The 20,433-nt window shown below is 73.1% G+C and carries 18 protein-coding genes and 2 pseudogenes; 13 read left to right on the top strand and 7 right to left on the bottom strand.

What is annotated here, in order from left to right; genetic code table 11:
- Window positions 1–136: 136 nt before the first annotated feature.
- Window positions 137–340, bottom strand: coding sequence for a hypothetical protein (locus tag AC07BF_RS19230; RefSeq protein ID WP_363631329.1), 204 nt, complete (start codon window positions 338–340; stop codon window positions 137–139).
- Window positions 341–624: 284 nt separating this feature from the next.
- Between AC07BF_RS19230 and AC07BF_RS19225 the strand changes: the two genes are divergently transcribed.
- Both AC07BF_RS19225 and AC07BF_RS19220 read left to right on the top strand, forming a co-directional pair.
- On the top strand, window positions 625–1,611 hold the full coding sequence (locus AC07BF_RS19225) for a helix-turn-helix transcriptional regulator (protein WP_363631331.1): 987 nt from the start codon (window positions 625–627) through the stop codon (window positions 1,609–1,611).
- Between the two features lie 892 nt (window positions 1,612–2,503).
- On the top strand, window positions 2,504–3,040 hold the full coding sequence (locus AC07BF_RS19220; RefSeq protein ID WP_400984933.1) for a cation:proton antiporter domain-containing protein: 537 nt from the start codon (window positions 2,504–2,506) through the stop codon (window positions 3,038–3,040).
- Between the two features lie 97 nt (window positions 3,041–3,137).
- Here the strand turns inward: AC07BF_RS19220 and AC07BF_RS19215 are convergent, their stop codons facing one another.
- Both AC07BF_RS19215 and AC07BF_RS19210 read right to left on the bottom strand, forming a co-directional pair.
- Complete coding sequence (locus AC07BF_RS19215) at window positions 3,138–3,464, bottom strand: carboxymuconolactone decarboxylase (protein WP_478333640.1); 327 nt, start codon at window positions 3,462–3,464, stop codon at window positions 3,138–3,140.
- Window positions 3,465–3,691: 227 nt separating this feature from the next.
- Window positions 3,692–5,137 (bottom strand): hypothetical protein, encoded by a 1,446-nt coding sequence (locus AC07BF_RS19210; RefSeq protein WP_478333639.1) that lies wholly within the window; start codon window positions 5,135–5,137, stop codon window positions 3,692–3,694.
- Window positions 5,138–5,489: 352 nt separating this feature from the next.
- Here AC07BF_RS19210 and AC07BF_RS19205 point away from each other — a divergent pair.
- Window positions 5,490–6,040, top strand: a pseudogene (locus AC07BF_RS19205) (hypothetical protein); the annotation flags it as partial.
- Between the two features lie 387 nt (window positions 6,041–6,427).
- Here the strand turns inward: AC07BF_RS19205 and AC07BF_RS19200 are convergent.
- Window positions 6,428–7,261, bottom strand: a complete 834-nt coding sequence (locus tag AC07BF_RS19200) for a methyltransferase domain-containing protein (protein ID WP_478333638.1) — start codon at window positions 7,259–7,261, stop codon at window positions 6,428–6,430.
- A gap of 415 nt (window positions 7,262–7,676) precedes the next feature.
- On the opposite strand from AC07BF_RS19200, the gene AC07BF_RS19195 reads away from it, so the two are divergent.
- Together AC07BF_RS19195 and AC07BF_RS19190 are read left to right on the top strand one after the other, a co-directional pair.
- Window positions 7,677–8,459: a class I SAM-dependent methyltransferase gene (locus AC07BF_RS19195; protein WP_363631339.1), complete on the top strand. Its 783-nt coding sequence runs from the start codon at window positions 7,677–7,679 to the stop codon at window positions 8,457–8,459.
- A 53-nt stretch (window positions 8,460–8,512) separates the two neighbouring features.
- Window positions 8,513–8,965, top strand: coding sequence for a hypothetical protein (locus AC07BF_RS19190; RefSeq protein ID WP_363631341.1), 453 nt, complete (start codon window positions 8,513–8,515; stop codon window positions 8,963–8,965).
- An 85-nt stretch (window positions 8,966–9,050) separates the two neighbouring features.
- Here AC07BF_RS19190 and AC07BF_RS19185 read toward each other — a convergent pair whose 3' ends face one another.
- Window positions 9,051–10,169 carry a DUF6745 domain-containing protein gene (locus tag AC07BF_RS19185; RefSeq protein WP_363631342.1) on the bottom strand — a complete coding sequence of 373 codons (1,119 nt, stop codon included), beginning with the start codon at window positions 10,167–10,169 and terminating at the stop codon, window positions 9,051–9,053.
- Between the two features lie 187 nt (window positions 10,170–10,356).
- Window positions 10,357–10,683, bottom strand: coding sequence for a hypothetical protein (locus AC07BF_RS19180; protein WP_063350717.1), 327 nt, complete (start codon window positions 10,681–10,683; stop codon window positions 10,357–10,359).
- Window positions 10,684–10,884: 201 nt separating this feature from the next.
- Between AC07BF_RS19180 and AC07BF_RS19175 the strand changes: the two genes are divergently transcribed.
- From AC07BF_RS19175 to AC07BF_RS19145, 7 genes and pseudogenes are all read left to right on the top strand, one after another.
- Window positions 10,885–11,841: an STM4015 family protein gene (locus tag AC07BF_RS19175; protein WP_478333637.1), complete on the top strand. Its 957-nt coding sequence runs from the start codon at window positions 10,885–10,887 to the stop codon at window positions 11,839–11,841.
- 79 nt (window positions 11,842–11,920) lie between these two features.
- Window positions 11,921–12,862 carry an STM4015 family protein gene (locus AC07BF_RS19170; RefSeq protein ID WP_400332874.1) on the top strand — a complete coding sequence of 314 codons (942 nt, stop codon included), beginning with the start codon at window positions 11,921–11,923 and terminating at the stop codon, window positions 12,860–12,862.
- Window positions 12,863–12,877: 15 nt separating this feature from the next.
- The gene (locus tag AC07BF_RS19165) at window positions 12,878–14,017 is read left to right on the top strand and encodes an STM4014 family protein (protein ID WP_478333636.1); all 1,140 of its coding nucleotides are present in this window, start codon (window positions 12,878–12,880) and stop codon (window positions 14,015–14,017) included.
- 47 nt (window positions 14,018–14,064) lie between these two features.
- Window positions 14,065–14,889 (top strand): annotated as a pseudogene (locus tag AC07BF_RS19160) (STM4013/SEN3800 family hydrolase); the annotation flags it as partial.
- A 149-nt stretch (window positions 14,890–15,038) separates the two neighbouring features.
- Window positions 15,039–16,370: an STM4012 family radical SAM protein gene (locus AC07BF_RS19155; RefSeq protein WP_363631349.1), complete on the top strand. Its 1,332-nt coding sequence runs from the start codon at window positions 15,039–15,041 to the stop codon at window positions 16,368–16,370.
- Window positions 16,367–17,320, top strand: a complete 954-nt coding sequence (locus AC07BF_RS19150; RefSeq protein ID WP_478333635.1) for an STM4011 family radical SAM protein — start codon at window positions 16,367–16,369, stop codon at window positions 17,318–17,320. Before AC07BF_RS19155 ends, AC07BF_RS19150 begins: the two co-directional genes overlap by 4 nt.
- 279 nt (window positions 17,321–17,599) lie before the next feature.
- A complete protein-coding gene (locus AC07BF_RS19145; RefSeq protein WP_363582641.1) occupies window positions 17,600–17,980 on the top strand; it encodes a VOC family protein in 381 nt (126 codons plus the stop codon).
- A 161-nt stretch (window positions 17,981–18,141) separates the two neighbouring features.
- Here AC07BF_RS19145 and AC07BF_RS19140 read toward each other — a convergent pair whose 3' ends face one another.
- Complete coding sequence (locus tag AC07BF_RS19140; RefSeq protein WP_363631352.1) at window positions 18,142–19,737, bottom strand: YDG/SRA domain-containing protein; 1,596 nt, start codon at window positions 19,735–19,737, stop codon at window positions 18,142–18,144.
- Window positions 19,738–19,998: 261 nt separating this feature from the next.
- Between AC07BF_RS19140 and AC07BF_RS19135 the strand changes: the two genes are divergently transcribed.
- Window positions 19,999–20,328, top strand: a complete 330-nt coding sequence (locus AC07BF_RS19135) for a hypothetical protein (RefSeq protein ID WP_363582638.1) — start codon at window positions 19,999–20,001, stop codon at window positions 20,326–20,328.
- Window positions 20,329–20,433 lie beyond the last annotated feature (105 nt).

Below are 20,433 nucleotides of genomic sequence, written 5' to 3'. Positions count from 1 at the left end.
CGCAGGCGCGCGTGCTCCAGGCCGCCGCCGGGACCGGCACACGACCACAGGGCGGCCTGGACCTTCGCGGCGACCGCATCGCCCGACGGCCAGGCGGAACCGGCCGACAGGGCCAGGTGGACCGGTAACACCGAGGTCAGGACCGCCCGGAGGCCTCGGCGGCAGGCGGGGCGTCCCAACCGATCGACCTGGCGGAGGGGCCGTCCCAGCCGATCCCGCCGCCCGCACCCCCGGCGGCGAGGGCCAAGGCGGCGGAGGCGGCGAGGGTGGCGAGAGCGGGGACGACCGGGGCGGCGAGGGCGAGGGACACGAGGACGGTGGCGAGCGGGCGGACGGACACGACGGAGTCCTGTTCTGTGCGGGAACCAGGGCGAGGGCGCCGGAATTCTGGGTGTCCGGGCTTTGGCGAGAGAGCGCGCACGGCGAATCCTCCCCTCCACGAACCGTCACGGGAAGCGGATCCGGCAGGCAGGATCAGGCCAGGCAGCTTGCTGCAAAGAGGCCCGGACGACCTGGGCGGGGGCGTTGACCGGATCAGGCCTTGCAAGGGTGTCCACCCGGCGGAAAGATCGACAACGGGCCGATCGGGAATACCGAATCGACCACGGGGATCGGGGGCGCGGAATGCTGGAACTGCTGGGGTTGGACACCACCGCGGAAGCGGTCTACCGGGAAATGCTCACCGACCCCGACGGAGGGATCGCCGAAATCTGCGACCGGCTCGCGCTTCCCGAGGCCGCCGTGCACACCGCCCTCGACCGGCTCGCGGACCTCACCCTGCTCCGGGCCTCCCGCGATCGGCCCGGCGCGCTGCGACCGGTCAGCCCGGAACGCGGGCTCGACCTCCTGCTGCGCCGACAGGAAGAGGAACTCGCCTGCCGTCAGCAGGAGTTTGCCGCCTCCAAGGCGGCCGTCGCACGCGCCCTGGCGGCGTACGCGACGCTGCGCACCGACACCCCGGTCGGCGTCCGCGAACGGCTCGTCGGGCTGGACGCCATCCAGGAGAAGCTGGAGATGCTGAGCGCCCGGCTGACCACCGAGGCCCTGGCGGTGATGCCCGGCGGCGCCCAGTCCGCGGCCAGCCTGGCCGCCTCCCGCCCCCTGGACGAGGAGGCCCTGCTGCGCGGGGTCGGCCTGCGCACCATCTACCAGGACAGCGTCCACGACGATCCGGCGACCCTCGGCTACGCCCGCTGGCTGGTCGGCCTCGGCGGCGAGGTGCGGACCGCTCCCGTCCTGCCGCCGCGGATGCTGGTCTTCGACCGGAGCACCGCGGTGGTACCGATCGACCCGCAGAACACCCGGGCCGGCGCCCTGTGCACCAGGGAGCCGGGGATCGTCGCCCCACTGGTCGCCCTGTTCGAACGGACCTGGGAGGCCGCCGTCCCGATCGCCGACGACCGCGCCGGTGGGGAGCCGGTGGGCCTCAGCCCCGGCGAGCGCGAGGTCCTGCGCCTCCTCTCCACCGGACTCACCGACGAAGCGGTGGCCAAGCGGCTCGGCGTCTCGGTCCGCACCGTCCGGCGCCAGATGGCGGCCCTGATGGAACGCCTCGAAGCCGCCAGCCGCTTCGAGGCCGGGCTGAAGTCCGCCCGGCGCGGCTGGCTCTGACCGGGCCGAAGGCGCGGAGGCCGGTCACGGAGAGGCTTCCGAAACGAGAACCGCTTCCGGGAGCAGCTGCACATCGGCGACCACCACACCCCGTACAACGCCGCCCCGAAGGCACCGGCCACGAGGTAGCCCGCACCCCGTGCCTCGGCGGCGGCCCGGAGGCGGACCGCCCTCGGCGCTGGACCGGCTCGGCCGCGAAGCACCGTCCGTCCGCGCACGGGCGGCGCCTTCTCACGTCGGGCCCTGATCGGGAAGGCCCGGGTCGGACGTCCGAACGGTCAGCCGCCGAGAGGGCCCGACACGTCCGCCACGGTGGGTGTACGCCTGCGACCTGCCCTGCGGCGCGGCTGCCACACTGCAGCCATGACAGAGGAAGGGACGGAGCAGGATCGGCCCCGCCGCCGTTCGCCCACCGCCCGCCCACCGGCCCGCACCGGTCGCGCGTCCAGTCCGGTCGGCCATCGCGGCAGCAGATCCGAGGTGACGCGATGACCTCCGCGGATCTGGCGATCATCACCGGGCTGGTCTTCGTCTGGGGGATGCTCTCGGCACGACTGGAACGCTTGGACATGACCGCGCCCATCGTGTTCACCTCAGCCGGCGTCCTGCTGACCCACGGCCCGCTGACGCCGCTCGGGATCACCCCCAGCCCGGAAATGGTGAAGGTCCTGGCCGAGGCGACTCTGGCGCTGGTGCTGTTCTCCGACGCCTCCCGGGTCGGGCTGCGCCAGCTACGCCCGGATCTGGGGCTGTGCCTGCGTTTGCTGCTCCTCGGGCTGCCGCTGTCCATCGGACTGGGCACACTTGCCGCCTTCGCCCTGCCCCGGGGTGGGGACCGTCTGGCTCGCCCTGCTCGTCGGCTCGGCGCTGGCGCCCACCGACGCGGCTCTGGGTGCGGCTGTCATGGTCGATCCGGCGCTTCACCGCCGCGGGCGGCCCGGCGGCCGCGTTGGTCCCCTTCGTCGAGGAGACCGGTGCCCTGCTCTCCCTGCTGGTCTGGCTGATCTTCGGCGTGATCGCGGTGGTACCGGCGATGGAGGCTCTGACCTGGCAGACGGCGCTGTACGCAGTGTTTAGCCTGACGGTCGTCCGGATGCTGCCGGTGGCACTCGCACTGGCGGGGACCCGTCTCGGCCGGCCCGCCGTCCTGTTCCTGAGCTGGTTCGGACCACGCGGCCTGGCATCCGTCGTCTTCGGACTGCTCGCACTGGAAGACCTCGCCGGGCCCGTGGCTCGGCCCGCTGTCACCGCGATCGCCTTCACGGTGCTGCTCAGCGTCCTAGCGCACGGCCTCAGCGCGGACCCGCTGGCCAAGCGCTACGGACCGCGCCTCGCCGCACCACAGGGAACGCCCGCCTCGCCGGCCGAAATCCCCGAGCGACGCCTCATCCGCCGCACCCCGGCCGACAACCGTCTCAGCGGGCGGTGAGCTCGTCGCCGGCGACGCCGAGGCCCGGCCCCACGCGGGGCGCGCACGGCCGGACCGCTGTCGGGAGCCTAGGCGGCCCGGATTCCGGAGAGGCCGCCTACGCTTCGAGTCCGGCTTCGCCTTCGGCCACGGCGATGACGTACCCGAGGGCCTCGGTGATGTGGGTGGCCGCGGACATGACCCGGGCGGTTCCCACGATCGGAGCGATCGCGATCAGGACGTCCTGCATCTGGGCGGGGGTCAGGTCGGTCTGGATGGCCGGATCGATGTGGGCGAGGTAGGACACCGCCGGTGCGTCCATGGCCGCGAGTGCGGCAATACGGGTGAGGATGAGCATGTCCGGGGGCAGCCCGCACCGCTCGACGGAGTCGAGGGTCATGGCGGCCAGGGTGTCGAGGACGGGGGTTTCGGACGATGTCGTCATGCTGAGCCATCTCCAGGGTGCGCCGGAGCCGACCCGTCAGTAGCGAGAAGGAACCCTGCGTCGCACCCCCTGTTTCAACTCTAGGAACACTCCTGCCGAGACGCATCCCGACTGCACGGGCAGCATTTCGGGGAGGCGGCAGACGCGCACCCGGCACTGGTGCCGATCCGCGCTGAACGCTGCCGGCAGCGTCTTGGGCGCGGCGTCGCGTCCCTGGTCCCGGAGCCTCAACCACCTGCGGATGGGCCGCCTTCGACCGTGGGTGCCGACGGCACCGGAGGGGAGCCTCCCGGTTCGGAATCCAGGAACTCCCGGATCGCGAACCCGGCCAGCACCACGACGACGATCCACAGAACCACGACCGCCGTCGGGTAGTTCCAGGTGGCGAGGACGACCGCTGCCACAACCAGGATGGCGGCGCCGATCCAGCGCTTGCAGCGGTGCACGAAGCGGCCCACCGGCCCGAGGCGCATGCCGTGTGACGTCGCCACCTCGCGCAACGCGCCGATCGACGAGCTGCAGGCGCTGCGGACAGCGACGGCGGCCCTGGACGGGCCGATCAGGAACGCGCCGGCAGCCGCCACCAGCGCCGTCACGCCGACGACCCGGATGCCTGCGCGCAGGAAGCGGATCAGTGCGTCGTAGATCGCGCCGGCGGCGGCCTGGGATGCCCCCGGCGGCAGGTGATCGAGGTAGAACGACCGGAAGACCGTCAGCACGGCTCCCAGCAGGAGCATGGCGACGGCCACCCCGAGGGCGGCACCGATCAGGCCGCGACGCCGGTTCACGGCGGTGAACACGCCGGCCGCGGCGATCAGCACCGCGATGACCGGGAGCCAGGACCCCATGATCTCCAGAAGCCGGAAGTAGCTCTTGACCTTGCCGATGTCCTTCGAGGCGAACACCACGAAGCTGGTGTGCACCTCCGGAATCTTCGCGGCGGGTCCGAAGCCGGAGCTCACCAACTGGTCCTTGACCTTGGCGACGATCGGCCCGATATCGATGGCGACCTGGTTGTTCTCCAGCGAGACCGCTCCCCCGCCCTTGCCCGTCAGCGCCTTGTCCAGCGAGGAGTGCACCACCCGGTTCGCGTCGACCCACAGGGTCGCGAACTGATCGCTGGTCACCACCTTGTTCACGGTGGTGCTGACCAACTGCGTGAGGCCGCTGGTGATCGGCCCGCTCAGGCCGCCGATCAGCTTGCCGAGCTCGGGTGGCGCACCCTGCTGGACGGCTGCCTGGGACAGCTCGTTCACCACGGCCTTCACGTCGATCTGGGCCAGGACCTCCGACGTGACCCGATCGGTGAGCGCGGCCTGGACATCCGGATTGCCGGCCAGCGGCGCGACCGTGGCGACGTACCGGTCGGTGTCGCCGACGATCGAGTTCGTCCAGACCGCGATGACCGAGAGCAGCGCCAGTAGAGAGGAGATGACGATCAGGACGACCGCGCCCGACGTACGAAGCCGGTGGTGCCGGTCCCCTGACGGCTGTGCGGACGCCTCCAGGGCGCTGAGACGGCGCCGCAGCTGGTCCAGCTCACTGCGTTCGCCCGTCGAGAGCTCGGCCGGCTCGGGCCGCCCGCCGTGAGCCGACGGCTCGCCCTTGCCGTCCGGCGGCCGCGCGTCCCCCGATCCCCCCCCCGGATCCGGCCCTGACGCATCGGCGGGCATCACATACTCCCTGGGTCAACTGTCCTGGACGAGATGGTTGACGATCGGCTCGCCCCCTCCAGGAAATGCCCGACGTGCCGGGACCGCCGCCGGGAGCGCTCACGCAGGTGACCAGCGCAGCCTGCAGCCCAACCAAGACCATCGGCGCCGGGACTTCCGCCGGTCCCGCACTCGACGGGTCCACGTTCTCGGATCGATGTCACCGGCTGCTTCCACCGTGCCGGTTGTGACCCGAATCCGCGGCGTGGCCCGATGAAGAGCTCATCGCGAGGATCCGTGAGTGGTGCTTGTGGAAGCGTCACTCGACTTCGGTGACGGAGCCGTGCACCGCCAGGCCTCGGGTACGGGCGCGATGCGGTGTCCTCTCGAACCCCTCGACGCCCGTGTCGGCCGACTCACCGGGCTGGCCGACACGGCCCCCGGCAGAACGATCCGGGCCTCGCCTCCACCGTCTTCAACCAGGCCGCGCTCCTCGCCTCCGACCTCGCCCTGCCCGACTACGCCCGCGACCTGTGCCACCGCCACGCCGCCCTATACCTCACCCGCGGCCCGCTCCCCGCGATGAGCGCCATCCGCGGCCTGGAGCCGGTCGTCAACCTCGCCCGCCTCCACATCCGCGCCGGCCACCACCGCCGTGGCCGCCAACTCCTCCTCGGCCTCTACCGCGCCGTCACCACCGCCACCAAGTCCTCCCTTGACGGCATCACCGTCCCCGCCCACCTCACCGAGACCGGAGAGCAGCGCAGTGAAGTCCGCCAGTGGCTGTGGCGGGTCATCATCGCCGACGGAACCCGCGCCCTCACCTCCACCGGCCGCTGGACGGACGCCTTGCACCACATCGAGGAACACCCCGGCATCGGCCAACGCATCTTCGACGGCCGCCAGGTCGCCATCCTCGCCGCGCCACCACCGCCGGCCTGCCCGGCCTGTTGTGAGCCACAGCGCATATCTGATGGTTCATCAGATATGGTCAGCAAGAGGTCAGCATAGGTACGAGCAGACCCTGCCCAACAAGCCCGGACGCGAGACTCGGCCACTGTCAGCACCCTTACCCGCGGAGGCCCCCAGCTGGAGGCCCATGGGTCCCATCGCACTGGCTGAGCAGGCCGCCCAACACCTATCGAATCGCTCTCGACGCGGGACTGCACGGGACATCTCTCCAGTTCAGAGCACTTTTCGAGCTGTCTCCCGGACAAACGGTGCTCACACTGGCAGGGGCGGCCAGCCGGACCTTCCAGACTTCCCTCGACTCTTCCATATCTGTACGATGCGGACACCGGATCAGTCGATCTACCTGCGCGCATCCATCAGGAAACGCGCCGAGTGGGCCACGAACGGGCCCTCGGCTCGGATCCGGGCGTCCAGCTCGCGCAGCCGGTCCCGGTAGGCGTCGACGGTGAAGCCCGGGACCATCCAGATCACCTTGCGCAGGAAGTACACCACCGCGCCGATGTCGAGGAACTCCATCCGGAGCCGCTCGGAGCGCAGGTCCACCACCTCCAGCCCGGCGGCCCGCGCGGCGGCGCTCTCGTCCTCCGGGCGGCGGGCCCGGCGTGCCTCGGGCTGCGGGCCGAGGAAGTACTCGACCAGTTCGAAGCCGGACGCCGGCCCCACGTGCTGGGCGCAGTAGGTACCGCCGGGCCGCAGCACCCGGGCGATCTCCGACCACCAGGCCTTCACCGGATGACGGCTGGTGACCAGGTCGAAGGCCCCGTCGCCGAACGGCAGCGGCGGCTCGTCCGGGTCCGCGACCACCACCACGCCCAGCGGGTGCAGCAGGCCGGTGGCGCGCGCGACGTTCGGCGGCCAGGACTCGGTGGCCGCCATGGTGGCCGGAAGCGCTCCGCGCTGCGCGGGGGCGGGCGCACCGGGGGCGGACTGTCCTGCGGTGGACTGTCCTGCGACGGGCTTCGCAGCGGCGAGCCGGGCCGCGCCGGCCAGCACCTCGCCGCCGCCCGTCTGGATGTCCAAGGCCGCCGAGGCCCGGCCCAGCCGCTCGGCCAGCAGCCGCTGGTAGCCCCAGGACGGCCGTTCCTCGGTGGCGCGGCCGGAAAGCCAGGAGAAGTCCCAGCCGTCCACGGACACCGCCTCGGCCTCAGCGATCAGCTCTTCGAAGGTGCGCATACCGGCATCATCCCCGTGGCCCGCCCGCCCGGCGAACCGTTTCACCCTCCGGGTCATCCCCTCGTACCGCAGGGCGGTTCCCCGGACCACTCGCAGACCGCCTGCCGCGATCAGCCCGGTCACCGGCTCCGAACCTCCGCCGTCCGCCTCGAAGGCGGCCAGCACAGCCGGCACCTCCCCGCACTGCCGCTCGACGCATCCCGTCCCGCCCGACGGATACTCGTTCGGCACTCGTTCCACCGTGCCGCCCCATCGTTCCCCGCCCTCGGAAAACCGGTGTCCGCCCCCGGTACGACTGGGCGAGGATGACGGCGTGACGAACGGGCAGGCGAGGGCCCCGCCTACCACCTCGCCCACGTCAACGCCCGTCGTGCCCGCTCTTCACCCCTCTCTCCACCGTGGAGCCTCCGACGCCATGACCCCCTCCCCACAGTCCCCCGTCGGCCGCTTCTACGACGAGTTCGCGGCCGGGTACCACCTCCTCTACCCCGACTGGGACGCCTCCGTCGCCCGCCAGGGCGCCAGCCTCGACGCCCTGATCCGCGCCGGCCTCGGCGATCGCCCGGTCGACGTCCTGGACTGCGCGTGCGGCATCGGCACCCAGTCCCTCGGCCTCGCCGCCCTCGGCCACCGCGTCACCGGCACCGACCTCAGCCCGGCGTCCGCCGCCCGGGCCGCCGCCGAAGCCGCCCGACGGGGCCTCCGTCTCCCCACCGCGGCCGCCGACATGCGCCGGCTCCCCTTCGCCGACGCCCGGTTCGACGTCGTCGTCTGCGCCGACAACGCGCTCCCCCACCTGCTCACCCCCGAGGACGTCCGCACCGCCCTCACCGAGATGCGCCGCGTGCTGCGCCCCTGCGGTCTGCTCCTGCTCACCACCCGCCCCTACGACGACCTGCGCCGCTCCCGCCCGGCCTCCACCCCGCCCCAGACCAGCGAACGCGACGGCCTGCGGTCCGTCATCTTCCAGCTCTGGCACTGGCACGAGGACGGCGAGCGCTACGACCTGGAGCTCTTCCGCCTCACCCCGGATGCCACCGGCCACTGGCAGACCGACATCCGTCGCTCCACCTACTGGGCGCTCACCCAGTCCCAGCTCACCACCCTCGCCTCCGAGGCCGGCTTCACCGCCTCCCGCTGGCAACCACCCGCCCGAACGGGCTTCTTCCAACCCGTGCTCATCGCCCGCGCCCCCTGATCCCGGCCGACCCCGACGACTGCGCGATCCGCACCGGCCGGGACAATTCCGGGGTGCTGTTGACATGGATCGCCGAAATAGCGGACGAACCGCTGGTACTGGAGCCGAGCGACCGGCGGGTCGAGTGGCGGACCAACACCTGGTACCTGAGCGCGGAGGACGAGGACAAGCGATCCTTGTCCGTGACCGAGGTCGTCGCCGCCTTCGAACGGACCGCTCAGGCCATCCGGCTCCGTATCCATGCGCTGGGCTTCGCCGGGGTGGCGACCTTCTACGTGTGGCACGACGAACAGGTCGATCAACTCCGCTGCTCCACCGGATCGGTGGCCGTCGATGAACTGCCGTTCGGCGGCACCTACCTGACCTCCGACGACCTCGCTCCGGTCGTCGAGAGCTTCCTGAACGACCGACGGCCAGCCGGGACCAACCCGTCGGACCAGACCGCGCCCAACGCCATGACGCCCTTCCCCGTCTGGGTCCGCAACGTCGGACCGACCCCACCCTGACCTGTCCCGCAGCCCGCCGAGGGCGGCGGCGGGAGCGGCCGGCCGAGATTCGCAGCTCAGCGGCCTGCGCCGGGGGCCGGGCCGGTCAGGTCTCGCGCTGCGGGTGGTACTCGGACTCGGGTATGCCGAAGGTCCAGGCGACCCCGGCGCGGGCGGTGCGGGTGCTCGGCGGGACGCGCAGCCAGTAGGTGCGGAAGGTGCCGTCGGGCTCGGCGGTCGAGTTGACGACCTCGACCATGACCACCGGTTCGTCGTCGGGCAGGGTGATCCGCCAGAGCACGCCGGTCTCGTCGCGGTGGATGGGCTCGGCCCCGGAGTCGGCCAGGTAGCGCTCGTAGCCGTAGTGCTCCAGCAGGACGCGGCGCAGTTCGGCGTTCGCCTCGGTGCGGATCCGCTCGACGGTGACGTCGGCCAGCCCGGCCAGGAACTCGGCGGGCACGGGCATGCCGCGCCAGGCGTGCAGGGCGAAGCCGTCGGCGTACTCCAGGGCGGGGCCGTCCGCCCGGTCGAGCCGCCCGGCCTCGTCGCGGTGCAGCGCGACGGGGCGCTCGCTGACCAGCGCGACGTCCTGGTACGGCCACCACCAGCCGGCCTCGCGGGCCACCCCGGCGAGCGGCGCGACGGCCTCGGCGCTGCCCCCGGCCGCGTCGGAGGCGGCCTCGAAGGCGGCGAACCAGGGAGCGTCGTGCTGGCCGCGCACGGCGTCGAGCAGGGCGAGCCGTACGGTGGTGCGCCGGGCGCGGGCGGCGGCGGCCACGTCGTCCGAGGCCTCCTCACGGTCGACCTCGGGGGCGAGCCGGTCGAGGACCGCCGTGCGGATGCGGTCGGCGAACGGGGTGGTGACCGGGCCGAGCTCGCCACCGGTGAGTGCCCAGTGCGCCGCCCACCCGGCCGCGCCGACCTCCTCGACGGCCCGCCGCCGGGCCTGTTCCCAGGGCCCGGTGCGCACGGCCTCGCGCACGCTCACCGCGCCGGCGGCCCGCAGTTGCAACGCCGCCTCGGCGGCGGCGAACGGCGAGCCGAACCAGCGGACGGCCGTGGGCTCGGGCAGCCCGGCCGCCCGGTAGGCGGCCCGGACCGCGTGCTCGGCCGCCGACCGGTCGGCCGGACCGGTGGCCGCCGCAGCGGCCCGCCAGCGGGCCGTCACCTCGGCGGGCCCGGCCGTCACCGCGCCCGCCGGGCGGTCGGGAATCGTCGTCTCCATCGTCTGCTCCGTTCCCGGCCGGGCTCCCCGCCCGGCCGCCTGCTTCCGTTCCGTTCGGCACTGCGCGTTCCACGCTGCACGTTCCGCGTTGCACGCCGCGCCCGCCCACCCGTCTGCGCGCCGCCTGCCGTCGCCCGACGCCCGGTCACCCGCCCATCAGCCACCGGTCCGCTCGTCGGGCCCCGCGTCAGTCCGCGACCACCCGCACTGCGCCCGGGGTGTACTCGCGCTGGCGCACCACCCGGTACCAGCTCTTCGGCAGCGGTATCGCCGCATGCTCCTCGTGCACCACCCGGCCGCCCTCGGGCAGGTGCAGCCAGCCCGCGCCGAACGGGCCGGCCTCCCGGCGCAGTTCCCCGGGACCGACCACGGCGTGCGCGTGGCCGGTGACCTCCCCGAGGGCCAGCACCATCCGGCCCCGGCCGTCCCGGGGCTGGACGGCCAGCGCGGCCACCCGGGGCGGCACGGCGCCCTCCTCGACCGGCACGATCAGCACATCGCCCTGGCGGTACATCAGTCCTCCCTCGCCGTACGGCCGGACCCCGGCGGCTGCCGGAATCCCGGGCTCCGCCGCGCTGTTCGCGGTCACGTTCCGGAGCCACGACCAGAACGTAGGGCATGGGTCTGACAACGCGCCCGGCCCGCCACCCGGCCACCGGATTGTCGGACCCGACTGGTAGACACGTGTTCGGCCCCGACCCCTGAGGAGCAGCGCATGACCGTCAACCACCACATCGAGCAGTTCCACGGTCTCCCGGTCTTCGACTTCGTCCAGGCCCTGGACGAGGCCGCCGACGGCGGCGACGCGGCAGCCGTGACCCTGCCGGAGCCGGCGTCGGCCGCCTGGCGGATCGGCCTGCACTACGACTCCGAGGAGGCCTTCACCGAGCGCTGGCGGCAGTTCCTCGACACGGTCGACACCGAGCGCGTGACGGCCGTGGTGATCGGCCCGTGGTTCTCCGACGAGCCGGAGCAACTCGACGCCGCCCTGGCCGCGATCGTCGAGGCGGCGGGCCGGCTGCCCGCGCTGCGAGGGCTCTTCGTCGGCGACGTCACGTACGAGGAGAGCGAGATCTCCTGGTTGGAGATGTGCGACGTCACCCCGCTGCTGACGGCCTACCCCGAGCTGGCCGAGCTGGTGGTGCGCGGCGGCAACAACCTGGAGCTGACAACCGTGCGCCACGAGGCGCTGCGAGCCCTGCGCTTCGAGGCCGGCGGCCTGCCGGCCCGGGTGGTGCGGGCGGTGGCCGGCTGCGACTTCCCCGCCCTGGAGCGGCTCGAACTCTGGCTCGGCGTCGACAACTACGGCGGCGACGCCACGCTGGACGACCTCGCCCCCTTCCTGGACGGCACACGCTTCCCCGCGGTGCGCCATCTGGGCCTGCAGAACAGCGAGTTCGAGGACGACATCGCGGCCGCCGTGGCGCACGCGCCGGTGGTGGCCCGGCTGGAGTCGCTCAGCCTCGCCATGGGCGTGCTGACCGACCAGGGCGCCACCGCCCTGCTGGAGGGCCAGCCCCTCACCCACCTGCGCGCCCTCGACCTGCACCACCACTTCCTCACCGGGGAGGTGCAGCAGCGCCTCACCGAGGCCCTGCCGGGCGTCGAGATCGACCTCTCCGAGGCCGGAAAGCCCGACGACCGGTGGCGCTACGTCGCCGTGGCCGAGTAGCCGTCACCGACCGCGCGCGCCCGACGCCGCCGCACCGCCGCACCGACCAGCCCACCACGCCCATCCGTCTGGAACCGACATGACCGTCTCCCTCCACCCCGACCGCTTCCACGACCTGCCGATCCGCGACTTCACCCCCGACGACGGCACCCGCACGCCGCCCGCCGCCGGCTCGGTCGCCTGGCGGCTCGCCCTGGACTACGACGCGAAGCACGACTTCGCGCAGCTCTGGCAGACCTTCCTCGACACCGTCGACCCTGCCGGAGTCCGCGCCCTGGTGATCGGCCCTTGGTGGCGCGGCGACTACGTCTCCGTGGCCGCCACCGTCGCCGCCATCACCGCGGAAGCGGAGCGCCTGCCCGCCCTGGAAGCGCTCTTCCTCGGGGACGTGACCTACGACGAGTGCGAGATCTCCTGGATGGAGATGGGCGACGTCACCCCCCTGCTGACGGCCTTCCCCGGGCTGACCGAGCTGACCGTCCGCGGCGGCACGGACCTGAGCCTCCAGCCCGTGCGGCACGACCGGCTGGCCGCGCTGCGCTTCGAGGCCGGCGGCCTGCCGGCCCGGGTGGTGCGGGCGGTGGCGGGTTCCGAGCTGCCGGCACTGGAGCGCCTGACGCTCTGGCTCGGCGTGGACGAGTACGGCGGTGACGCCACGATCGACGACCTCGCCCCCTTCCTGGACGGCGCCCGCCTCCCGAGCCTGCGCCACCTCGGGCTGGCCAACAGCGAGTTCCAGGACGAGATCGCCTCGGCCGTCGCGCACGCGCCCGTGGTGGCCCGGCTGGAGTCGCTCGACCTGTCCATGGGCGTGCTCTCCGACGACGGCGCCGCCGCCCTGCTGGAGGGCCAGCCGCTCACCCACCTGCGCGCCCTCGACCTGCACCACCACTACGTCGGCGAGGAGATGCAGCAGCGCCTCACCGAGGCCCTGCCCGGGGTCGCGCTCGACCTCTCCGAGGCCGAGGACCCCGACGAGGACGAGGACGACGGGGACCGCTACGTCGCGGTCGCCGAGTAGGCGGGTGACGGCACGATGACACCGCGGCTGACCGTCCTCGGCAATCCCGGGAACCGGCGGGTGACGCTGTTCGCCGCCGCCGCCCGGGCCGCCGGGCTGCCCGAGCCCGCCGTCCTGTCCTGGCTGGACGTGCTGCGCGGCGACTACCGGCTGCCCGAGGACGGCCTGCTGCGGATCGAGTCGCCCGGCGAGGAGGCCCTGGTCGACGAACTGCTGCGCGGCCCTGCGCTCGGCCCGTCCTACGCACCGACCCGGGTCGAGGGCACGGCCGCCTGGTACGCGGGGGTGACGGCCGCGCTGCGCGAGCTGGCCGGGCGCCCCGGCGTACGGCTGCTGGGCGATCCGGAGGAGATCGCCGTGATGTTCGACAAGCGGCGGGCACACGCGCTCCTCGCCGCCGCCGGGGTGCCGGTACCCCGGGCGCTGGGCGGCGAGGTCACCGGCTGGGAGCAGTTGCGCGGGCGGCTGGCCACGGCCGGCCTGCGACGGGTCTTCGTCAAGCCCGCACACGGCTCCTCCGCCTCCGGGGTGACGGCCCTGCAGTTCGGGCCGCGCGGGCAGGTCCTGGCCACCACTTCGGTCGAGCTGGCCGACGGGCTGCTGCACAACTCGCTGCGGGTCCGCCAGTACCGCGGCGAGCGGGAGGTGGCCGAGATCATCGACCGGCTGGCACCGGACGGGCTGCACGTCGAGCAGTGGATCCCGAAGGCCGCGCAGTCCGGCCGCTCGGCCGACCTGCGCGTGGTGGTGGTCGCCGGCCGGGCCACCCACGCGGTGGTGCGCACGAGCGCGCAACCGATGACCAACCTGCACCTCGGCGGCGCCCGGGGCAGCCTCGACCTGGCCCGGGAGGCCGCCGGGCCCGCATGGCCGGCCCTGCTGGAGACGGCCGAGCGCGCGGCGGCCTGCTTCCCCGGCTCGTTGATGGTCGGGGTCGACGTCCTGCCCACGGCCGGCTGGCGGCGCGCCCTGGTCGGCGAGGTCAACGCCTTCGGCGACCTGCTCCCCAACCTCACCGGCCTGCCCGGCGGCCCCGCCGAGGGCCTCGACACCTACGGCGCCCAGCTCGCCGCCCTCACCGGGGCCACCGGCCGCACCACCGGAACGCCCCTCCCCACCCCGACGGACCACCAGATCACGGAACCCTCCCGATGAACCACCAGACCTCCCCCCACACCCAGGCTCCCGCTCCGACCCCCGACATGAACGCGGTCGTCGGCACGCACGACCTGCTGCTCGTCACGCTCGACACGCTCCGCTTCGACGTCGCCGAGGAGCTGGCCGCCGCAGGCCGGATCCCGCACCTCGCCGCCTTCCTCCCCGGCGGCCGCTGGGAGCGCCGGCACGCGCCCGGCAGCTTCACCTACGCCTCCCACCAGGCGATCCTGGCCGGTTTCCTGCCCACCCCGGCCTCCCCCGACGGCCCCCACCCGCGCCTGTTCGCGGCCCGCTTCGCCGGCTCCGAGAGCACCGCCCCGCGCACCTGGGTGTTCGACGCACCGGATCTGCCGACCGCCCTCGCCGCCACCGGGTACCGGACGGTCTGCATCGGCGGGGTGGGCTTCTTCAACAAGCAGGGCCCGCTCGGCTCGGTACTGCCCGGCCTGTTCCAGGAGAGCCACTGGGATCCCGGGATGGGCGTGCCGTCCCCGACGTCCTTCGAGGAGCAGGTCGCCCGGGCGGAGCGGGTCGCCGCCGAACAGCCCGCCGGGCAACCGCTGTTCCTGTTCCTGAACGTCTCGGCGCTGCACCAGCCCAACTGGTTCCACCTGCCCGGCGCCACCCGTGAGCACGGCGACTCCCGGGCCAGCCACGCCGCCGCCCTGGAGTACGTGGACGCCCACATCGGCCGGCTCTTCACGGCGATGAGCTCCCGCCGCCCCTGCTTCGCGATCGTCTGCTCCGACCACGGCACGGCGTACGGCGAGGACGGCTACACCGGGCACCGGATCGGCCACGAGGTGGTCTGGACCGTCCCGTACGCCCACTTCACCATCCCCGCGGCCGTCCCCGATGCCGACCCCGCCGACCCCGCCGACCCCGCCGCCCCCGCCGCCCCCGCAGCTCCCGCAGCTCCCGCAGCTCCTGCAGCTCCTGCAGCTCCTGCGGCCAGCCCAGCCGCCGCTGCCGTCCCTGCCACCGCCACCACCGCCACCACCACCACCGAGGAGCGCGCATGACCACCGCACCCCCGCGCCCCGACTCGCCCTACCAGTCCTACGTCTACGCCTACCCGCACAAGACCGCCTACCGCCCGCTGCCCGAGCGCCCGGGGCTGCGCGAGCTGTGGGCCGGCGAGGCGCAGGACGCGCTCTCGCTCTACCTGCACATCCCGTTCTGCGAGGTCCGCTGCGGCTTCTGCAACCTGTTCACCAGGATCGGCAGCCCCGAGGGCCTGACCACCGCGTACCTGGACGCCCTGGAGCGCCAGGCGGTGGACGTCCGCACCGCGCTGGACGAAGGCGCGCGCTTCGCGCTGGCCGCCTTCGGCGGCGGCACACCCACCTACCTGACGGCCCGCGAGCTGGAGCGGCTGTGCGACATCGCCGAGCGGCGGATGGGCGCCGACCTGCGGGCGATACCGCTCTCGGTGGAGGCCTCCCCCGCCACCGCGACCGCCGACCGGCTGGAGGTCCTGGCCGCCCGGGGCACCACCCGGCTGAGCCTGGGCGTACAGTCCTTCGTCGACGCCGAGGCCCGCTCCGCCGTGCGCCCGCAGAAGCGGGCCGAGGTGGAGGCCGCCCTCGACCGGATCCGTGCCGCCGGGTTCCCGGTGCTCAACATCGACCTCATCTACGGCATCGACGGCCAGTCCGAGGCCAGTTGGCTGCACTCGCTGGACGCCGCGCTCGCCTGGCAGCCCGAGGAGCTGTACCTCTACCCGCTCTACGTGCGCCCGCTCACCGGCCTGGCCCGGCGAGGCGAGCAGGAGAGCCACTCCGCCTGGGACACCCGCCGGCTCGCGCTCTACCGCACCGGCCGCGACCACCTGCTGGCCCAGGGCTATCAGCAGGTGTCGATGCGGATGTTCCGCCGCGCCGCTTCCCCGCAGGCCGGGGCGAGCGAGTACGCCTGCCAGACGGACGGCATGGTCGGCCTGGGCTGCGGCGCCCGCTCCTACACCTCGCGGCTGCACTACTCCTTCGACTACGCGGTGAACGCCACCGAGGTGCGCGGAATCATCGACGACTTCGTCGCCACCGAGGACTTCCACCACGCCGAGGTGGGGCACCGGATGAGCGGCGGGGAACCACGCCGGCGGCACCTGGTGCAGTCGCTGCTCCAGGCCGAGGGCATGCCGTTGGCCGACTACCGGGCCCGGTTCGGCAGCACACCGGCCGCCGACTTCCCGGCGGAACTGGCCGAGTTCACCGCGCGCGGCTGGCTCGCCGATGACCGGGACCGCCTGGTGCTCAGCCCGGAGGGCCTGGCGCACTCGGACGCGGCCGGGCCGATGCTGTTCTCGCCCGAGGTCCAGGCCCTGATGACGGCCTACGAGGCGAAATGACCTTCCTCGGCCTGCCGTCCACCACCCCGCCCGCACCGCGCACACCGAGCGCCGAGAGCGCACCGACCGACGCGGCCGACCGCGGGCGCGACCTCACCCTGCTCTACCGTGGCCCGCTCGCCTCCTGCGACTACGACTGCCCCTACTGCCCGTTCGCCAAGCGCCGCGACACACCCGATCAACTGCGCGCCGACCGCGCGGCCTTGGAGCGGTTCACCGGCTGGGCGGCCGGCCGGGCGGGCAGCGGTGACACCCTCGCCCTGCTGTTCACGCCCTGGGGCGAGGGCCTGGTGCGGTCCTGGTACCGACGGGCGCTGGTCGAGCTGAGTCGGCTCCCGCACGTACGCCGGGTGGCGATCCAGACCAACCTCAGCTGCCGGACCGACTGGCTCGCCGACGCCGATCCCGACACCCTCGCGCTCTGGGTGACGTACCACCCCGGCCAGGTCACCCGGGAGCGTTTCCTCGCCAAGTGCCGGGAGCTGGACGCCATGGGCGTGCGCTACAGCGTCGGCGTGGTCGGCCAGCCCGAGCACCTGGCCGAGGCCCGCCGGCTGCGCGCCGAACTCGCCGCAGGCGTCTACCTCTGGGTCAACGCCGCCGAAGGCCGCACCTACACCGACGCCGAGGCCGCAGACTGGGCAGCCGTCGACCCGCACTTCGGCTACAGCCGGCACGCCCACCCCAGCGCCGACCGCCCCTGCCGAACCGGCGAGTCCGTGCTCTCCGTGGACGGCGACGGCACCGTCCGCCGCTGCCACTTCGTCCGGGACGTCCTCGGCAACCTGTACGACGGCTCCTACCGCACCCAGCTGCGGGCGCGCGGCTGCCCGTTGCCGGTCTGCGACTGCCACATCGGCTACGTCCACCTGGAGACCCTGCCGCTGTACGAGCTGTTCGACGCCGGCGTGCTGGAGCGGGTGCCACACGACTGGCCACAACGCGGCTGAGACCGGGCGGCGGGACGCGACAACCCGATCGCCGGACGGGGCCGCCACCCGCGAAAGCACACGAACGACCGTGCAGAACCCTCCGCGCCCCGCTCGTCCCGCTCGACCGCACCTCTCCGAGCGCGGCGACACCCGGCGACCGCCCGCACACGCCCCGGCTCCGCCGGCTCCAGCCCGGCTCGCCCCGCCGCCGCCCGCCGCCACCCATCGCCGCCCCCGCCCCCGTGGGCGCCCGCCCGCCAACGTCCCTAGCCTGGAAGCAGGAGGAGGCGAAGCACCATGCTTGGAGACGCACCACTGCAGGCCGTCATCCCCGCCGCCGACCTCGCCCGCGCGAGGAGTTTCTACACCGACACCCTCGGCCTCAAGCTCGCCGAGGAGACCGACGAGGAACTGGTCTGCGACTGCGGCGGCACCCAGTTCACGATCTACCACACCCCCAGCGGCGGACAGGCCGCCCACACCCTCGCCAGCTTCAAGGTCGCCGACCTCGACGGCGCGATGTCGGCCCTGCGTGAGCGCGGCATCACGTTCGAGGAGTACGACTTCCCCGGGCTGAAGACCGTCAACGGCATCGCCGAACGCGACAACCTGCGCGCCGCCTGGTTCAAGGACAGCGAGGGCAACATCCTCTGCCTGGCCCAGTCCGTCAGCCGGTAGCGCAACCCCCCAATCCCCACCCCCCCCGGGCCGAATCCGCTGCCCCGCCCGCTCACCACGAGCGGGCGGGGCAGCAGCCTCGCGACCGCCGGACGACCGGCCCTCACCGCAACGGCTGGGCCAGCACAACCGGTTCTGCTCCTGCCCGGCCCGGACAGGGGTCAGCGCATGCCCTCGTGCCGGGGAACCCCGTGCCGCAGCCGGTGCTCCGCGAGGCGCTTCCGGTCGACGACGTGATCCGCCGCCTCTCGCAGCCGGCCCAGCACGGAGCTGTCGTCGCGACTCACCACCGTGAGGTCGTCGTTGACGATCAGCATGCCGAAGTCGAACAGCACGTGGTGGTTGGCACACAGGCAGAGAACGTTGTCGACGGTGTCCGACCCGTGGTGCGGTCTCCCCAGGGGCGTGATGTGTGCGGCCTCGGCGTAGGCGCCGCCCGGGACCACCATGCGGACACCGCACACCTGGCAGGTGTAGTCGTGCGCACGTTTCACGTGGGTGGCGATCGCGGTGTTCCGGACGACGCGCTCGATCGATGTCGCGGATCGGACCGGCCCCGCCTCCCGACCGTCCTCATCCGTCGGAGCCGTCACCCGATCCGTCACCGGAGCCGCTACCTGAGCCGTCACCCGATCCGATACCCGGGCGACTGCCGCAGCCTGTTCGGCCGGGGGAAGGGCGACCAGGCGGAACCGCCACACGAGGAAACCGTCGGAGGAGGTCTCGGACCAGAGGTCCTCGACCCGGAAGAGCCCGTCGTAGCGGTAGAAGGAGCGGGTCGCGGTGGTGACTCCCCGGACCACGCGAACCGGGGCCCCGGTCGCCGCGCTCGTCGCCAGGGCCGCGTTGCCGCGCGTCAGCTGCTGGTTCCGGGCCGGCTGCCCCGTCTGCGGGCTTCGCCCGCCCTCCCCGGTGTAGAGGATCACATCACCGAGGTCCTCGTCCTCCTCGTACCCACCGGAGACCACGATCGATTCCGCGCCGAGCTCTCGCAGACCGCAGATACCGGCCTGGAGCGGCCGGTGCACACCGGCCAGCGAGAGCGTCCGCCGGTTGTCGAACTCCTGGCCCAGTCGTACGCCCGGCACCGGCCCGATGCCGTCGGGGAACGGGCCGAACTCGACGGGAGCCTGCCCTTCCGGGAGGGCCGTGGCCAGTTCCCTGACCCTCGCCCGCTCCTCCTGCCGCGCCGTCTGGGCGCGGAAGAGCACCTCCCCGATGAAGGTGTCCCGGGTGGCCGCCAGCCAGGCGCTGTCATCGGCGCGCAGCGCGGACAGCCCGTCGAAGAGTTCGCGAAGCCGCGACTCCGTCGGAATGGTCCGTCCGTCCAGGTAGGAGTCGAGGGTTCGCGCGCTCAGGTCGCAGTGGCGCGCCACCCGTTCGGTCGACGGGTCGCCGACCTTGCTCCACAGTCCGCGCAGCGCGCGGGTGAAGTCCTCCTCCTCGGGTGTGCGGCCGGCCGTCGCCGCGCCCTGCCGCCGGGCCGCCTCCGCGAGGCCTTCCTCGGCGGAACGTCGCCGGTCGTGCCACTGCCGCCGTTCGAGCTCGCTGCCGCTGCCCCACGCCTCGACCATGGCGTCCAGGTTCTTGGCGCTCGGCAGGCGGGATCCGTTCAGGGCGGCGTAGACCGCCGTCCGCGAGGCGCCTCGCGCGACGACCGTCTCGACCGTGCCCCGGGAGCGTTCCTTGAGTTCGCGGAGCTCGCGGGCGAAGGAGACCAGCGGGCCCGTTCCACTCAGCGGGAGCCTGCGCGCCATATCCCCACCGTGAGATTCCTCACAGTTCCTCTCCCATTTCCTGTGATGTGAGTCACATCGATGACGCCAGTGCGCCTCTGACCTGGACCAACATCAACTTTCTCAAGTCCCGCGATGTTTTCTGCGGTTTTTTGGCCTTCCACGGCTCTGTCATCGTAGCCACTGTCGGTACGAGCCGTACGCCCCACAACGGAGCGACGGCTCCCTGCGTCAACAGGAAGCCGTCATCACTCGTAGCCCCATCAACACCCGGAGAACTACATGCACGAGGGTACGGGGATTCCCGCGTCGGGCGGAAGCGCCCAGGCCACGGGCACCGCACCGCCCGCACCGGGCCCCCGCTGGCTCGCTCCGGCCGGAGTCGCCGCGACCGGCGCAGGCCCGGTCGCGGCCGGATTCCAGAGCAACAACACCATCGCGATCATCTCGGCGGCCCCGAGCCTCGTCGTGGTGTTGCTGTTCTTCTTCGGGGTCGTCTGCCCGGCGGTCTGGTCGCGCAAGGCCCAGCGCAAGAAGGCGGCCCTCAACGTGCTCAACACGCTCATCGGGCGGAGTCCCACGAGCCCCATGAGCCCGCCGCCCCGACGGTAGACCCACGACCACACCACACCACACCCGTTCCCCGTCCCCGTCCCCGATCCCCACACCCGATGCCGCCGCCCGACGCCGCCCACCCGCCTGCGGACGGACACCTCC

This window comes from Kitasatospora sp. NPDC043950 (assembly GCF_056435345.1).
The sequence above is the reverse complement of the archived record's forward strand: the minus strand, read 5'-3'. Positions and strand labels throughout refer to the sequence as shown.

What these genes read in the sequence shown, in the direction of transcription:
- AC07BF_RS19225 (WP_363631331.1), top strand. Translation starts at nt 625, where the DNA reads ATGCTGGAACTGCTGGGGTTGGACACCACCGCGGAAGCGGTCTACCGG.
- AC07BF_RS19215 (WP_478333640.1), bottom strand. Translation starts at nt 3,464, where the DNA reads ATGACGACATCGTCCGAAACCCCCGTCCTCGACACCCTGGCCGCCATG.
- AC07BF_RS19210 (WP_478333639.1), bottom strand. Translation starts at nt 5,137, where the DNA reads ATGCCCGCCGATGCGTCAGGGCCGGATCCGGGGGGGGGATCGGGGGAC.
- AC07BF_RS19200 (WP_478333638.1), bottom strand. Translation starts at nt 7,261, where the DNA reads ATGCGCACCTTCGAAGAGCTGATCGCTGAGGCCGAGGCGGTGTCCGTG.
- AC07BF_RS19195 (WP_363631339.1), top strand. Translation starts at nt 7,677, where the DNA reads ATGACCCCCTCCCCACAGTCCCCCGTCGGCCGCTTCTACGACGAGTTC.
- AC07BF_RS19185 (WP_363631342.1), bottom strand. Translation starts at nt 10,169, where the DNA reads ATGGAGACGACGATTCCCGACCGCCCGGCGGGCGCGGTGACGGCCGGG.
- AC07BF_RS19180 (WP_063350717.1), bottom strand. Translation starts at nt 10,683, where the DNA reads ATGTACCGCCAGGGCGATGTGCTGATCGTGCCGGTCGAGGAGGGCGCC.
- AC07BF_RS19175 (WP_478333637.1), top strand. Translation starts at nt 10,885, where the DNA reads ATGACCGTCAACCACCACATCGAGCAGTTCCACGGTCTCCCGGTCTTC.
- AC07BF_RS19170 (WP_400332874.1), top strand. Translation starts at nt 11,921, where the DNA reads ATGACCGTCTCCCTCCACCCCGACCGCTTCCACGACCTGCCGATCCGC.
- AC07BF_RS19165 (WP_478333636.1), top strand. Translation starts at nt 12,878, where the DNA reads ATGACACCGCGGCTGACCGTCCTCGGCAATCCCGGGAACCGGCGGGTG.
- AC07BF_RS19155 (WP_363631349.1), top strand. Translation starts at nt 15,039, where the DNA reads ATGACCACCGCACCCCCGCGCCCCGACTCGCCCTACCAGTCCTACGTC.
- AC07BF_RS19150 (WP_478333635.1), top strand. Translation starts at nt 16,367, where the DNA reads ATGACCTTCCTCGGCCTGCCGTCCACCACCCCGCCCGCACCGCGCACA.
- AC07BF_RS19145 (WP_363582641.1), top strand. Translation starts at nt 17,600, where the DNA reads ATGCTTGGAGACGCACCACTGCAGGCCGTCATCCCCGCCGCCGACCTC.
- AC07BF_RS19140 (WP_363631352.1), bottom strand. Translation starts at nt 19,737, where the DNA reads ATGGCGCGCAGGCTCCCGCTGAGTGGAACGGGCCCGCTGGTCTCCTTC.
- AC07BF_RS19135 (WP_363582638.1), top strand. Translation starts at nt 19,999, where the DNA reads ATGCACGAGGGTACGGGGATTCCCGCGTCGGGCGGAAGCGCCCAGGCC.